We start from the raw sequence: 15,191 nt of genomic DNA, 5'->3' as shown, positions 1-15,191 counted from the left end.
CAGGAGACTTTAGTTATACACTTTACTTTATATATAGATAGCAGAAGCTAATCCGTTGATGTATTTTTGAACTGTTTTAAACAGGGCCTTTCGCCATTCACGTCAAAAACATGGCTACGAAAGGCCTTTTCTTATGAATTCATGCAATGATGATGAGGGGATTTACTTTCTAGCATTGGATACCTGCCCAGAATACATTCCAGGTAATTGCCAAAGCCTGCTCGTATGACTGTCTTGTCTCGTATACCAGTTGCACATCCAGACCATCCATCAAGGTCACAAAAGCCAGTGTTGCTTCTTCCGGGCTCGGACGGATTCCTTTCTGATTAGCGAACAAAGCGGTGAGTTCTTCTTTCAAGGTGCCGAGGTACATTCGATATTGGGCCAGTACAAAATCATGGACTTCCAGCGGTGTAATAAAAGAGAGAACAAACATAAAGGCGACATTGGGATGTGTCAGAAAGCGGTTTTTGTGTTCAATCAAAAAGGCATGCAATTGCTGCTCAAGCGTATCTCTGGCAATCGGACTGCCAAAGAAATGCCGTACAAACTGTTGCTCCTGCTGCACAACCTCCTCGTATACTTCCAGTAGCAACGCTTTTTTGGATGGATAATGATAAGCTAGTGACTGCTTGCGAATGCCAGCTTCCTCGGCAATCTGTGCCATCTTGGCTCCCTCGTAACCGAGACGATTAAAATGTTGAATGGCAATCTCTTTAATTCGTTTTTTGCTCAATGTATACCTCCAGTGAATGCTCTACGTTCCTTCTGTTTCTGGGAGTATACCAAATATAACAGGATATATACTACTAAAACAGCGATAGATACAGCATAGACCATTGTATACGAAAAAGCAGAAGCAATTAGACCCAGAAGCAATGAGCCACCACCGATACCTAAATCAAAAAAATTAAAGAAGGAAGCCATCGCATTTTCATGCTCATGTTCTTCCACGAGATTGACACACCAGGTCTGGATCGCCGGGAAGATGGCACCAAAACCAAAACCGTACAGCGCAGCGGCAATCAGGAAATGCACTTGATTCTGGGCAACAATCAGAGCCAGAAGCCCCGCAATGGCGAATACCGCCGAGGGCAGAAGCACGGAGCCAGGGCCCAGACGGTCAAACATAGTGCCTGAGAACAGTCTGACCACAAAGCTGGCAATTGCCACAATGAAGAAAAACCAGGCAATATTGCTGAACCCTCTCTCGGCTGCAAATAAAGCGACGAAAGACATGATTGAACCCGCCGCAATGCCAACCAGCAAGATGAGCAACGATGGAAACAGCACCTTTTTCTCAATAAGTTTTACGGAAGCCGTGTGACTCGCCACAGATTCGCTATTGGAATTCGCCTGTGGTTTTCTGGATACAAAAACGGCCATCAGAAGTGCCAACAACAAAATGAACATCCCGCCCATGAATAGGCTCTGGTAGTTATATTGCAGCAACAGACTGGTTCCGATTAGTGGACCAATGGAAATAGCAACCGTTTCGCCTACCCCGAAATACCCCATCCCTTCTCCCCGGCGGTCTCTGGGGATATTTTCTGTTGCAATCGTGGCAAAATAAGTGGTTGCCAGACCGAACCCGAATCCGTGAATGACGCGTAAAACAAGAATCATCCCGATACCTGACGAAAGGTAGTATGCACCAGTTGTTAACGCACAGATCAAAATGCCGATGATCAGAAGAAACTTTTTGTCCATTCGGGCTGCCAGAACAGAAGTAAAGGGTCTGACCAATATGGCCGAAAACATAAATATGCCGGTCACAAGACCAATTTGGGAAGCACCTCCACCCAGGCTGGATACGAATAAGGGCAAAGTCGGAAGCATCATTTCAAAGGCCATAAACAGAAGGGCATTGGCGAGCATGATAAAAATAAACGATTTGCTCCACAGCCTCTGTGGCAAGATGCCTGTAATCAGGGTATTCATGAAATTCCTCCATAATATGTTGTTTGGTCACGTGACATGTTGAACTGATTTTATCTGACGTTGGTCAGGTTGTAAAGTTTTTTTGTGATGGAACTAAAACAAATAGGGATAATCGAATTTTTTTGAATCCTGCAGACTTCACGTGTTGAAGCATTTACAACCCTTTGAAGGCGGGGGAGGTTTGAAGGGAAGTTGATTCTGTTACAGGTTTTGCTCTATCATGTAGAGGACATCCCTTTTGTGTGGCAATGAATGCTTAACACGTTCACGTTGCCAAATGAAGTGGTGTTTTTGTATTTGAAGCCTCTATTCACTTTGAAAGAGTAGGATTGAATCGGAGAGGGAAGATCGATTATATGTCTGACACGATGAAATGGATTGCTCAGTGGAAATCAATGAAGTCACTGACCAGTGGCTGGATATCCGTTGGTGAACAACACTATATATCAAACTACAGCTTTCTTTTGATTGTTGACGGAAAAACAAGCTGTAAAATAAATGGTCAGAAAGTTTACGTTTCATATGGCGACCTGCTGGCTATTGAAGAGAATTCAACGGTAGAGATGCTGGAAGAGGCAAGTTTGGACTTGAACGGTTGGCATATCCAATTTGAGGTGTTTGCCTCACTTGATGAGGGACAGCAAGTGGAGAAGGGGGAATGGCGTCCAGCGCCGGGAAATCATCTTACATATCAAAAAAAGCAATTAACAGGCAGGGCGCTGTCCAATCTTATTCAGTATGTGAATGAGATGCATACAATGGGTAACGGCTCCAGCTGGATGCAAAAGCAACATTTGTTGTATGAGTTGTTATATCTCCATCATCAGGCACAACTTGAACAGAGCGCTGAGCCAGAGGCAGGTATTTTGCGAACGATCGATTTTATGCAAGAACACTATGAGCAGATGATTACACGCAAGCGGCTTGCGGAGATCGCCGGGATCAGTCCATGGCATTATTCTCGAAAGTTCAATGAACGCTATGGAAAGCCGCCGCTGGATTATTTGGCCCATTACCGAATCTATCGAGCTCAGGAAGCTTTGGTGCGAACTACAGCCACTGTCCAGGAGATTGCCCAAAAAACAGGCTTCGAGGATGCGAATTATTTCAGCCGCCGTTTCAAACAAATCACAGGAGTTGCTCCGAAACGCTATCAACAGACGTTGTCCCAACGCCGTATCATTGCGCTTTCTCCTATATGTGCAGAGGTCATGATCCATCTGGGTATTGTTCCATATGCTGTAGTGGCTATTCCTACGATGCTGCATTCTCATCAAGGAGATCTGTTTCATGCGCACAACGTAAAGCTTCTGGAGATTCCCCAATATGGAGCGGATATGGAATCGATACGTACAGCCGAACCTGAACTTATTATCGGCAATCCATGGACAGAGGAAATTGAGAGTAAACTTCGCAGTATTTCTCCTGTTCTAACAGGGCTTCCGATGGGTGTAGAGCTTGTGTTGCATCGACTTGCTGTATGGCTGCAACGAGAAGAACAGGCGTCTCGATTGGAAAGACAGATGGAAAATGAAATACATCACGCACATCAGTTGCTGAAATCCATCATTCGACGTTCCTCTACAGTTATGCTGTTAAGAGTCGAGGCATTTGGTTACCGTTATTTGGGTGGTCATTCTCACAGTATATCCCGGCTGTTATATGGACAACTCGGTTTGGCTTTGCCACAAGCACTTGAGAAGGGGAAGGCCTGGTTTAATCTTTGCTCGCTGGACTTGCTCATGCAGGCCAATCCGGATTATTTGTTTGTGGAGAAACGTAAAATGCAGCATTTCAGTGCGGATGAGAATCTGAAGAAATTAAGAGAAAGTCCCCAATGGAACAGCCTGAGAGCTGTAAAAAACAATTGTGTTTATGAGGTAGATACAACACTGTGGGTGGATGGTCATGGCATAACAGGGCAAAAGAAGATTCTTGATGAAATCGTCAGTTGTCTAACAAACCCGGATGTAGGAAAGCACAATAATCCAGACTGACACGCACGATATGCTATAGCTTAAATTTATCATTTTGATATTATTTGATAATAATTATCATTATCAATAAATTTAAGGGGAGAAATGAGTTATGGCGTTAAGGTTGAAGGGTTTAGGAGTGTTACTGATTGTTGTTTTATTGCTCGCGGCATGTAGCTATCAAACAGCAAATGATCAAGTTGAAGCCGGATCGGCAGGTGCTCAAACAGAGGTGGCAACATCTACGCAAACAGAGTCCGCTGCCACAAATGAAGTGAAGGTTGTACATGATCAATTCGGAGAGGTAACGATCCCTGTTCATCCGCAAAATCTGGTTGTATTGAACTCAATATACGCAGAATATTTAATTGAGATGGGTGTTATACCCCAAGTTGTTCTTTATGCCCCGGAGGTAGAGGCAGAATATCGTCCAGCCTATTTTAAAGAACATGGAGTAAAGACCATTGAAATTGACCAATATCAAATGAACTATGAGCAATTGCTGGACCTGTCGCCAGATCTCATTCTCACCGCAGGAGAAGGCATGGAGCAAGGCATATATAATGAGTTATCCAAAGTAGCTCCTACAGTGGCGCTGGATGCCAATAGTGAAATGGATCGCGCCATGCCCAAACTGGCCGCTATATTTGAGAAAACAAAAGAGAGCGAGCAGATTTTAGCCAAGTTTGATGAACAAGCGAAGCAGGCAAAGGAAAAAATTGCAACGGCTATAGGAGATAAAACGGTGCTTGTGCTTCGGGTCGAACAAAATCGTTACCGTTACATGGGTCCGAAGGGCGGAAACAGCAGCCTATTTTTCTATGACCTGTTGGGTTTAAAAAGCCCTGAGGCGATTAAGGATGCCGACGTTTGGTTTAATCCCTTCTCGCTGGAGTTTTTGCCTGAGATGAATCCGGATTATATTTTCTTGGAAGATAGAACGCTCAAAGGGTATGACACCAAGGAATCGATGGAGAATTTGAAACAAAGCAAAATATGGGCGAATCTGAAAGCTGTTAAAAATAATCATGTTTTTCCGTTAGAAACAAGTGCTTTTACCTCCGGTGTAGGTCCCATCGGTTCGGTTAAGCTAATGGACTATGTTGTCGAAAAGTTGGGTCAATAGGATGACAGCAAAACCGGATATATACGATATAACCATTGTTGGTGGTGGACCGGCCGGCATGTATGCTGCATTTTACAGCGGTATGAGGGATATGCGAACCAAAATCATTGAAGCCAAGCAAGAGCTGGGTGGATTCATGCGTACTTACCCCGAAAAGCTGGTCTGGGATGTCGGGGGCTTTGAGCCTATTCGTTGTGAGAAGCTGATCCGTTCATTGGAGGTTCAGGCACGAACGTTTGAACCAACGATTGTATTTGGTCAACAGGTGGATCAAATGTATAAAAGGGAGGATGGACTGTTTGTCCTTGCCACCCGAACTGGAGAACTGCACTACACACGTACGATCCTTCTATGTGCCGGCAGAGGCATGACCCAGGTACAGAGGCTTGATATCGAAGGAGCTAGCCGATATGAGCTTACCAATCTGCACTATACAGTGACGGAATTATCCCAATTTTCCGATAAACGTGTGTTGATCTCGGGCGGAGGAAATTCAGCCGTGGATTGGGCACATGAGATTGCCAAAGTTGCAAGCGAAGTGACTATAACGCACAGGCAAAATGAGTTTACAGCACATGAACAGTTTGTAGCCCAACTGAAGGACAGGGTCCGTGTTATGAAGCCATATAAGTTATCCCGTTTATGTGGGCTAGGTGACCGTATAGAGCATGTTGAACTAATTCACTCAGTCACCGGAGAGGCGGCACAAATTGAAGTGGATGAAGTGCTTGTAAGTCATGGCTATGACCGTGATTTTGGCAGACTCGTTGAATGGGGGCTGGAAAAATCCGAGTACGGTGCTCAGGTTGACGTACAAATGCGTACAAACATCCCCGGCGTATTTGGCGCAGGTGACTTCATTACTTTTGAAAGCAAGGTACGGCTTATTGCAGGGGCTTTTAGTGATGCGATACTTGCAGTGAACAGTGCCAAGCGATATCTGGACCCATCTGCTCCGCATATGGCAAATGTCTCCTCTCACAATGTCCGGTTTCTGGAGAAAAACAAAGCGTTATCTAATTTGGAACAAGGATAACTGAATATTCACAAAAAATAAAATCTCATGATCATGAGATTTTATTTTTTATTTTATTTATGGAGGATTTTTACGCTGCTTCCCGGAGGCTGCTACAAGCAGTGTTTTTTTTGCACGGGAGCAGAATTCAGGCTCAAGTTTCAGCTTTCTTTTTCTGCAGCTTGCATCAGGGCATAAATTTTACGTGTGGTATTCACGTTCCTGACAGTCATGTAGGAATAAATTTTAGAGCCTGCCAATTTATTCATGCCGCTTCTCGTTGCTTCCTCTCGACCCACCGAATACAGGAGGGCTCCGGGCACATAAACAAGCTCGCCTATACCCGGTTTGAGAGGCAGTTTGTCCAGAATATCGATATCGTTAATTTCCTCCCACAAAAAGAGAACATCACTTTTGGCCTGATCATCATTGGTCCAATGGGAAGGCAGTGCCTGCATGACCGATGTCATCTCATCCATGTCCCGGACTAGTACTTTAATCTGCAAGCCGAAATCCGCAGCAATGGCCTGTTCCAAAAGTGCAGATAATTCGGCATGGGCGTCGCTTCGGTCCTCATAATCAGCAAAGATGATATTGCCAGAATTGATGTACGTTACCACCTTGTGCATCCCTGCTTGTTCAAAGGTTTCCTTGAGCTGCTTCATGCCGATTTTGTTATTGCCGCCTACATTAATGCCCCGCAGCAAAGCAACGTAGATCATGTACCCATCCTCCTAAGGATTAAAAAAATTTGAGAAAATGAAAAAATGCTACTGACATACTGTTGGCAAGAGAGGGCTTTTATACTCAAGACATACACATTAACCCCATTTAGAGGAGGATTTATCGTTATGTCAGTCATTGGACCCGATTTTATTTCACTTCAGGTGAACAATCTTGAAAGCTCAGCCGCATTTTATCAAAATTTTCTTGGCCTGGTCCGTTCACAAGCTGGACCGCCTCATGCAGTCGTTTTTGAAACAAAGCCTATCGCATTTGCACTTCGTGACCTTACACCAGGAGTAGACCTTGCTTCAGGGACGCAGCCCGGGCTTGGTGTCGCTCTATGGCTGTATGCCCCTGATGCACAGGAAATCCACGATAAGCTTGTCAAAACAGGCGTGAAGATAACATCTGCTCCAACCGATGGACCATTCGGACGAACCTTTACATTTGCTGACCCGGATGGTTATTTAATCACACTTCACAGCAAAGCATGATCGTCTAGTAGACGGGTGCTGCTAAACATCAGGGAACATTCCTCTGTGATACACATGGTGCCCATATCAAGACTATGCGTGAAGACGTTGTTCGTACATTGCACAAACTCCCTATACCGTATGCAGGTGAAAGATAAAACCTGTTGCTGTTAGGGAGTTTGTTTCATTCCTGATGACTTATCAAAGAGACGTCTCCGATTTACTTCTATGTATCACATAGATAGATACTCCAATAGTTGCGCCGTATGTTTTTCTCCAAGCAGTTCCTCTAATTTGGGCTGTACCTCTGAAAGGTACTCTGGTTTGGTCTCATAGGTTTCTTCGTCCTTCACTTCTCCCCCCAGCGAACGTGCGCTTTCAATCAAGATGGCAAGAGCATCGAAAAAGTCTGCCAGGGAATCCGCAACTCGTTGTGGTTCTCCACCCTCAAAGGAAGCATAGACAGGAGAAGCGGGAGCTGCTGCGTCAACGATGATCGGATCATCGTTCACATTGGCAATGACAATATGATATGGCGGCCATGAGCCGGACTCTTCATAAGGTTCCTGCATACCGATCCAGCGAAACCCCAGCTGCTGGCGATGAAGATGTTCTGGAGCCGCGAAAAAGAACAGGGCTACATCTCCGATTTCCACAGCTGCGCTCTTCATTTTCATTGTTCCTTCGGCTTGAGCATCGACCATCTCGTAATGACTATAGAGGTATTGGAGTTCCGGCGAAAGGGAAATGCGCTTGTCCACTTCCGGCTGAACCGGAAGCACCCGAGGTCGCATGTCGTGATTTTGGAAAAGTCCGTAAGCTTCGTTATATTGATCTTGTTGTTCTATGAAACGAGTTAAAGCTTGCTTTAGTTGCTGCATGGTTTCGTTCCTCCTGACAAAGATATAGTATTATTTTATATCGGATGGGCTGATGATTAAACTCCATGATTCATTCTGACTGTAAAATATTTATCATCAAGGATTGTTATATAAAGGAAATAGGTTAATAGTGCTTATTCAATTCCCAGCATTTTACGATATAATATCCTAATAGAAAATTTGTGAAAAGCTTTAAGAGAGGTGAGTGAGATGACGGTTGATGTCCTTGTACGTAACAATGTAAATGTTATGGGAACAGGCAGCCAGACGATCATGTTTGCGCATGGCTTTGGGTGTGATCAGGAGATGTGGCGACACATCGTGCCAGCTTTTTTTGAACAGTACCGTATTGTTCTCTTTGATTATGTAGGTTCCGGACAGTCCCAAATTAACTATTATGATGCGCTTAAATATAATGATCTCCATGGATATGCTCAGGACGTGCTGGAAATCATGGAAGCGCTGGAGCTTCGGGATGTGATCTTTGTCGGCCATTCCGTCAGCAGCATGATTGGCATGCTTGCCTCCATTCAGGCACCGCATCTTTTCAAAAATATCGTCATGCTGGGGCCTTCTCCGCGCTATTTGAACGATATGCCTCATTATTTCGGTGGATTTGAACGGCGGGATATTGATGAACTGTTGGAGATGATGCAATTGAACTTTATCGGCTGGGCAAGTTATCTGGCTCCTATTGTGATGCAGAACCCGGAACGGAAGGATCTGACGGAGGAGCTGGAGAAGAGCTTTTGTTCCCGTGATCCGCATATCGCCCGGCAATTTGCCGAAGTGACATTCCTGTCCGATTGTCGGATCGAACTGGATTCGGTGTCTGTGCCTACCTTGATTCTGCAATGCTCAGATGATAGTATCGCTCCCGTAGAGGTCGGAGACTATCTACACTCCCACCTGAAGAACAGCAGTTTACAGCAGATGAATGCCAAGGGGCATTATCCTCATCTGAGTGAACCGGCCGAGACGATTCGATTAATTAAAGAATATCTGGCGAGTGCTTAACATACAGAAGAAAGGCTGTTTAAGATGGACATTCAATTAGATACGGCACCTTGCGGGTATTTTTCGATATCGGATTCGGGCGTGATTTTGTCGGTAAATCAAACGTTACTGCACATGATTGGGCGTGAACGGGATGAATTGATAGGCAAACATATCGAATCCATGATGTCGGTCACCAATAAAGTGTTTTTTCATACGTATTTCTATCCGTATATCCAGCTGTATGGTCATGTGGACGAGATGTATTTTTCATTTCGCAACCGTGACCAGGAGGACGTCCCGGTGCTGCTCAACGGGGTGCGTCAGATGCGGGGCGGGCAGCATGTCGTGGACTGCGTCGTGGTGATTATGCGCAAACGGATCGAGCACGAAAAGGACATTTTAAATACCAAGACCAAGCTGCAGGAGTTATATCAAGCAACACAAGAAGCGAACCAAGAGCTGGAGCGTCTGCATGAAGAATACAAAATCAAAGAGCAGGCGCTGATTAAAGTCAATGAACAATTGGAATTGATGGCGTCTACGGACTTGCTGACAGGTCTCAAGAACCGTCGGTTTTTCCAAGAAAAAATGGCTAATCATCTATCTCTCTATCATGAGGAACAGCGTGAATTTTCCCTGCTTGTGATGGATATTGACCACTTCAAAAGCATTAACGACACCTATGGGCATCCCATCGGTGATCTGGTACTGGGTAATTTGGCTACGTTGTTGCTATCCATCTCCCGTGAGGTCGATGTGGTGGCACGTTACGGCGGTGAGGAGTTTGTGATCATTCTAGCTAATTGCGGAGAGGAACAAGCCATCAGCATCGCAGAACGATACCGGTCATACGTTGCTTCTGCGGATTGGGGGGAATATCACGTTACGGTGAGCATTGGCGCGGCAACGATCTCGGGAGCAGATACGGAGCTGTCTGTGTTTCAAAAGGCAGATGATGCGCTCTATGCATCCAAGACGGGCGGGCGAAATCGGGTAACCCATGCGGCTCATTTGATTCAGCGTTAATAGAATCACGCATCATAAAAACGGATCAGCAGGCAGAGAACCTTTGCTTGCTTGATCCGTTTATTAATTAGTACAGACGATGGTTAAAAAAAGGAAGAAAATGTCTATCTTGGGGCCAGATAGCCGTAAGCTTTGGCTGTAGAGCCTGTTTGCAGGCGATAATCTCCCTTTGAGCTGTTCACAAACGCCGGGTTTACATAGCGTGAGTGTGCATCATTGCCTGATCCTTGTTGGTACGCAGTCCAACCGGAATACGTTTTATTTTTCCAAACCCAAAGGGCATCGTCCGCTTCATCGTTAACGTAATAGATGTTGTGATCAAACACATTGCTTGTGTTGCTTGTGTACTCGTTATACATCAGCACACCGGATTTGCCAGCGGTAACGATGTTTTGCTTGAAGGTATTGTTTCTTGTATGAGACTGGATCAGAAGCTGTCCATTACCCGCGTTTAACGTATCATTGTTTGCGATGGTATTATATAAAATTTGGCTGTTTTCCGTTGCACCCCGCTCTTCGTCGTAACCCCCCATGGCGATGCCTGTTAGTCGATTGAGATAGATCAGGTTATCACGAACGGTGATGTTGCTGGTGGAACGGCCGGCGTGCTCCGAGGCTATCTCGATTCCGATATCATTCAGGTACACTTTATTGCGGTCTATCATGTGATGGGTGCCGCCGTCTACATAGATGCCTCCGGCTGAATTACTTTTATTCGGAAGTGGAAGACCGTAAGACGGATTTTGAGTGGATGTGATGTTGTAGATGGTGTTGCCGCGAACGATACCGTTTCTCGCAAGGTCATACGTGTCATCCTCTGAAATGCCCTCATATCCGATCAGATCAATGCCGATGTTGTCTGTATCATGGATGGTATTGTTTATAATGGCGAAGGTGTCAACATTGCCGTTAACCGCAAGTGATTCGCTGGAACCTAACACGAGGTCATATAATTCATTATCTTTAATGATGATATCGCGTAGGGCCTGTGGATGCTCTGTGCCATAGATGGCGATTCCGTGTGCATCTCTGCCTTGCAGTTCATCGCCTTTTGGCGTTGCCCGGCTAGCTATGGCATGAATTTGGTTGCCGAGAAGCTGCACGTTTTCCCCTGCTCCATGTACGTAAATGCCGACAGGGACTTGTCCCGTCTGAGTGGTGGAGAAGCCACGAATCTCCAGATTTGAGATCGTAACATGGCTGACATTGTCCAGTTCGACCATGCCTTCGACGCCGCGTACAGATAACCTCTTGCCATCGAGAATTGCTTTCTCTCCTGGATAACTGGAGATTAGCGTAGGTTTGCCTGAAGAAAGCCCGCTACGGGTGATTTTGACTTTTTGAATGTAGACACCTTGGCGCAGATAGATCGTACTACCGGGAGAAGCATGATCCGCTGCATACTGAATCGTCTTCCATGGAGAATGGACGGTTCCGGGATTCTTATCGTTTCCCTGTGGTGAAATATAATAGATGGTCTGATCATTCGTTTCGGTTTGGACATCTGGTTGTTGGGGAATAGAGAAAGCTCGATCCTGGCAGCCCGAAGATGTGAACAACGTGAGGATTAGAGCAGGGAGCAGGATGAAACGAAACAAGGTTATTCCTCCTTTAATTACAATCTGAAAGCTAATTATATCAGATTTGAATGGTAGATTAAGCCATGATATGCTTGGAAAAGTCATGAAATGGAGAGGAGACGTCGAATGATGAAACATCTGTCTGCTGATGAATTAATGGATCAGGAAAATCATGCCTGGCCGGAGCTTAAAGCGCTTATGGATCAGGGGGAAAATACATATACCTATGTTCCGGCAAAGCCGGAGAAGGGCAAGAATACGCTGCACCAGCTCCAAGTGAGCACGCGTTCCTATCTGGGGGCTGTCGCCTATGAGACGGAGGGCATGGCGGTGGATCATGGATGGATTACGTTGCTGGGCGCAGGCGGTGAGAGTGTATATGGCAGTCTGGCCAGCTGGAATGGCTTGAGTGACGAACCTGCTGTAGAGGCATTGCCGGGCATGATGGTCGTGGCCTATGATGTGGCTGGAGGCTTTTTTGCACTGGATACCGGGAAGTTTGATGGCTCGGGACAGATTTATTATTTTGCACCGGATGCCTTGGAGTGGGAAGACACGGAGCTCTCGTACTCCGAGTTTATGACTTGGCTGGCTGAGGGGGATTTGCAATTATTTTACGAAACGTTTCGCTGGAAAGGCTGGCAGGAAGATACGGCGCAACTGGACAAAGGCCAAGTGTTTGCTTATTTTCCCCCGCTGTGGACGAAGGAAGGTAGCGGAAAGAAAAGCAGTAAATCGCCAGTTCATATCGTTGAAGCTTGGAAAGCGGCACTTGAAGCGAAATAAACGGTGCTTGCTGCAGGTGAGTTGAAGCTGAGCTGGAGTGACTTGGCAATGGACCAAGCTTAGAGAGGGCGAATAGGGATGAATGATCAGAATGATCGTGCAAGTGTGACACGTATTCAGTCTCATTATGGTGTTGTTTTCCCGCAGGAGTATCTGGAATTTATTCAGCTGCACGGCGCTGCTTCCTTTGATCTGATACAGGGAACAGAGACGGAAGATTGGGAGATTCGCTTTCATGTACTGGATGATCGGTTTATCGCCAATAATGTTGCGTTGGTGGATGAAGTCAATCCTGATCCGCAACGGATTATTCCGATTGCGTGGAGTGTCAGTAGCGGTAATAACTATTTGCTTGATTATCGTGAGAACGAAGAGGTGCCCTCCGTGCTGGTGATGGAGCATGAACTGGCGATGGTGCGTGAAGATGCGGAGAGTGAGGCCGAGACGAGGGAAGAGGCGCAGCAGTTAATGGAGGAAAATGTGAAGCCGCTTGTTGCCAATTTTCGTTCATTTGCATCGCTTCTTCAGGTGCGGCCGCCGCAAGCGCAAGAATAAGGTTAGCCTTTAAAGATAGTCGATAAAAATAGATATGTAAAAGCAGCAAAAAGGCTCGCAGACAGGTGCGGGCCTTTTTCTATCTCTATATAAGTTCTTCAGCGTAAGACTTTTACACTGGACATTCCAACGACAGATGCATGCTTCATTAGCGACCGGAGGGTACAGAAGTTAAATTGCGCTTTGCAAGTGAAGCCGCTTTGCTGTGCCATAGTGTCAATCCAAGCGAAATGAGACATACAACCAGCAGGCAGCCATATACGACATGATAAGCTTCTTGTACCGTTACACCCGGTATGGCATGCAGAAGCAATCCGCACACGGCGACAGACACCGAACCACCGAAGAATTGAATGAGCTGCAACAACCCCATGCCGGAACCGATCTGGTTTCTAGGCAGTACACGTGAGGCTTCGTTGTTCAGAGAGGCCATGGAGGCCGATAGTGCCGGCGAGAAGAAGATATAACCACCTGTGATGATTAGGGCAGACTGGTCAAGTCCAAGCATAAACAGCACAAGAACTGCCGCCAGCATACACTGCCCGATCAGCATAAAACGCATATTGCCATACCGGTCGATCCAGCGACCGACATAACGGGTACAAAATGCCGAGATGATTGCTCCTGGGGCGATCAGCAAGCCGATTGCAAGGGCAGAACGATGATACAGATCAGCAAGCACTAACGGCATCAGGAACAGATTTCCGAGATTGACCACGAGTATGCAGAAACCAATGATTATGAGTCGGGTGAAACCCGGCGTTCGAAACACCTGTGGGTTTACAAAAGGTAACCTTGCTCTGCGAATATACAGAATATGTGCAACAAGAGAGGCTACGCCAACGACCAGCCAGATCCATGACCGCTGTGTAATGGCCACGAGCAGGGTGGTTGCATTCATGACGGTGAGCAGTGCACCCGTAAGGTCAAATGGCTGTTCTTTGTTCACGGTCTCCCGCGGTAAAAAATAGAGCAACACCGGCAGGGCAAGCAGCACCAGCACCGTAATCGCAAACAAACCGTTCCAGCCCATGTACTCGCTGATCAGTCCGCCGACAATCGGACCAAGGCCAAAGGCCATCGCGCTGCCGGATGAGATGAGCGCCAGGGCAGCCCCGCGCCGTTCCACTGGAATATAACGACTCGCAATGACTAAACCGAGGCCAGCCATAACCCCCGCCCCGGCGGATTGCAGAATTCGCGTCGTGAGCAGCAAGGCAAAGTTGTGTGCGAACAAACCGAGCACGGACGAGCAACCGAGAATTAACAGCCCGACCGTGACCAGCTTACGTACCGGAATTCGGTCGGACAAGCGGCTATATATCACGGTAGACAGGGCATATCCGATGGAATAACTGGAGATAACCCAGGAGCCCAGGTCAGAAGTGATCTGAAGATCACGGATAATGACAGGCAACGAAACATTAAACATGGTCGTGTTCATCACTACGATGAAGAGGCAGCACGTCCAGAGCGGCATTACAATTTTTTCTTTCACATAACCATTCCTGTCTTGTAAAGAGTTATCATATAATATGAATAGATTTTGGTATTAGCATTACACATGATGGAGACAAAACAATATTCTATTTTACTCCTCTAATGTTAATATGGCAATAGTGTCATATTTTTTTTCCGAGCGACTACATAACAGGCGTAAGCGGCTTAAGATTGATTAGAATAAAGAAGGAGATTAGATTATTATGAAGCCAGCATTATTAGAGTCCCACAGTGTGTTCCCAACCCTTGATATGAGGAGAACGGCTACATTTTATGAAGAAAAATTAAAATTTCGTGTCGTGGAATACTTGGACGTCGCAGAGCCGCATGTGTGCCTGTACCGTGATTCTACCGAAATTATTTTAACCCAAAGCAATGGACAGAAGGTAATCCCGAATCGAGAGCTGTATGGCTACGGATACGACGCCTATTTCATTACGAAACAGCAGGAAGAGCTTGAACAAGAGTTGATCGATGCGGGTGTAACGATTGTTCGTTCCTTCCATCATTCTGATTATAACAACAAAGAATTTGTAATCGAGGATATCGACGGGCGATGGATTGCCTTTGGCATCAAGCAGGGGTAGTAGAAGGTACTGGAATAGAA

General features: G+C 46.0%; 15 protein-coding genes. 9 read left to right on the top strand and 6 right to left on the bottom strand.

Annotated elements, in window-relative coordinates; all coding sequences use genetic code 11:
- Nucleotides 1–169: 169 nt before the first annotated feature.
- Both FS818_RS13425 and FS818_RS13420 read right to left on the bottom strand, forming a co-directional pair.
- Nucleotides 170–736: a TetR/AcrR family transcriptional regulator gene (locus tag FS818_RS13425; RefSeq protein WP_145332408.1), complete on the bottom strand. Its 567-nt coding sequence runs from the start codon at nucleotides 734–736 to the stop codon at nucleotides 170–172.
- Nucleotides 733–1,941: an MFS transporter gene (locus tag FS818_RS13420; protein ID WP_145332406.1), complete on the bottom strand. Its 1,209-nt coding sequence runs from the start codon at nucleotides 1,939–1,941 to the stop codon at nucleotides 733–735. The genes FS818_RS13425 and FS818_RS13420 overlap by 4 nt, the downstream gene beginning before the upstream one ends.
- 356 nt (nucleotides 1,942–2,297) lie before the next feature.
- Here FS818_RS13420 and FS818_RS13415 point away from each other — a divergent pair, with 356 nt between their 5' ends.
- The 3 genes from FS818_RS13415 (at nucleotide 2,298) to FS818_RS13405 (ending at nucleotide 6,079) form a co-directional block, all read left to right on the top strand.
- Nucleotides 2,298–3,938 (top strand): AraC family transcriptional regulator, encoded by a 1,641-nt coding sequence (locus tag FS818_RS13415; protein WP_145332404.1) that lies wholly within the window; start codon nucleotides 2,298–2,300, stop codon nucleotides 3,936–3,938.
- Nucleotides 3,939–4,029: 91 nt separating this feature from the next.
- Nucleotides 4,030–5,043 carry an ABC transporter substrate-binding protein gene (locus FS818_RS13410; protein WP_145332402.1) on the top strand — a complete coding sequence of 338 codons (1,014 nt, stop codon included), beginning with the start codon at nucleotides 4,030–4,032 and terminating at the stop codon, nucleotides 5,041–5,043.
- Between the two features lies 1 nt (nucleotide 5,044).
- Nucleotides 5,045–6,079, top strand: a complete 1,035-nt coding sequence (locus FS818_RS13405; protein WP_145332400.1) for an NAD(P)/FAD-dependent oxidoreductase — start codon at nucleotides 5,045–5,047, stop codon at nucleotides 6,077–6,079.
- A 140-nt stretch (nucleotides 6,080–6,219) separates the two neighbouring features.
- Here FS818_RS13405 and FS818_RS13400 read toward each other — a convergent pair whose 3' ends face one another.
- Entirely contained in the window at nucleotides 6,220–6,780 is a 561-nt protein-coding gene (locus tag FS818_RS13400) for a DUF1697 domain-containing protein (RefSeq protein WP_145332398.1), read from the bottom strand.
- 129 nt (nucleotides 6,781–6,909) lie between these two features.
- Here FS818_RS13400 and FS818_RS13395 point away from each other — a divergent pair, with 129 nt between their 5' ends.
- A complete protein-coding gene (locus tag FS818_RS13395; RefSeq protein ID WP_145332396.1) occupies nucleotides 6,910–7,278 on the top strand; it encodes a VOC family protein in 369 nt (122 codons plus the stop codon).
- A 212-nt stretch (nucleotides 7,279–7,490) separates the two neighbouring features.
- Here FS818_RS13395 and FS818_RS13390 read toward each other — a convergent pair whose 3' ends face one another.
- Nucleotides 7,491–8,138: a hypothetical protein gene (locus tag FS818_RS13390; protein ID WP_145332394.1), complete on the bottom strand. Its 648-nt coding sequence runs from the start codon at nucleotides 8,136–8,138 to the stop codon at nucleotides 7,491–7,493.
- 210 nt (nucleotides 8,139–8,348) lie between these two features.
- Between FS818_RS13390 and FS818_RS13385 the strand changes: the two genes are divergently transcribed.
- Together FS818_RS13385 and FS818_RS13380 are read left to right on the top strand one after the other, a co-directional pair.
- A complete protein-coding gene (locus FS818_RS13385) occupies nucleotides 8,349–9,155 on the top strand; it encodes an alpha/beta fold hydrolase (RefSeq protein WP_145332392.1) in 807 nt (268 codons plus the stop codon).
- A 24-nt stretch (nucleotides 9,156–9,179) separates the two neighbouring features.
- Nucleotides 9,180–10,163 carry a sensor domain-containing diguanylate cyclase gene (locus FS818_RS13380; RefSeq protein WP_145332390.1) on the top strand — a complete coding sequence of 328 codons (984 nt, stop codon included), beginning with the start codon at nucleotides 9,180–9,182 and terminating at the stop codon, nucleotides 10,161–10,163.
- Nucleotides 10,164–10,267: 104 nt separating this feature from the next.
- Here FS818_RS13380 and FS818_RS13375 read toward each other — a convergent pair whose 3' ends face one another.
- Entirely contained in the window at nucleotides 10,268–11,761 is a 1,494-nt protein-coding gene (locus FS818_RS13375; protein ID WP_260989845.1) for a right-handed parallel beta-helix repeat-containing protein, read from the bottom strand.
- A gap of 111 nt (nucleotides 11,762–11,872) precedes the next feature.
- Between FS818_RS13375 and FS818_RS13370 the strand changes: the two genes are divergently transcribed.
- Nucleotides 11,873–12,529 (top strand): DUF2625 family protein, encoded by a 657-nt coding sequence (locus tag FS818_RS13370; protein WP_145332388.1) that lies wholly within the window; start codon nucleotides 11,873–11,875, stop codon nucleotides 12,527–12,529.
- Nucleotides 12,530–12,607: 78 nt separating this feature from the next.
- Nucleotides 12,608–13,084, top strand: a complete 477-nt coding sequence (locus FS818_RS13365) for an SMI1/KNR4 family protein (protein WP_145332386.1) — start codon at nucleotides 12,608–12,610, stop codon at nucleotides 13,082–13,084.
- 148 nt (nucleotides 13,085–13,232) lie between these two features.
- Here the strand turns inward: FS818_RS13365 and FS818_RS13360 are convergent, their stop codons facing one another.
- Nucleotides 13,233–14,582: an MFS transporter gene (locus FS818_RS13360; protein ID WP_145332384.1), complete on the bottom strand. Its 1,350-nt coding sequence runs from the start codon at nucleotides 14,580–14,582 to the stop codon at nucleotides 13,233–13,235.
- A gap of 205 nt (nucleotides 14,583–14,787) precedes the next feature.
- Between FS818_RS13360 and FS818_RS13355 the strand changes: the two genes are divergently transcribed.
- Nucleotides 14,788–15,171: a VOC family protein gene (locus FS818_RS13355; protein ID WP_145332382.1), complete on the top strand. Its 384-nt coding sequence runs from the start codon at nucleotides 14,788–14,790 to the stop codon at nucleotides 15,169–15,171.
- The last annotated feature ends 20 nt before the right edge of the window (nucleotides 15,172–15,191 follow it).

Source organism: Paenibacillus xylanexedens (assembly GCF_007680605.1).
Taxonomy (GTDB): Bacteria; Bacillota; Bacilli; order Paenibacillales; family Paenibacillaceae; genus Paenibacillus; species Paenibacillus xylanexedens_B.
The sequence above is the reverse complement of the archived record's forward strand: the minus strand, read 5'-3'. Positions and strand labels throughout refer to the sequence as shown.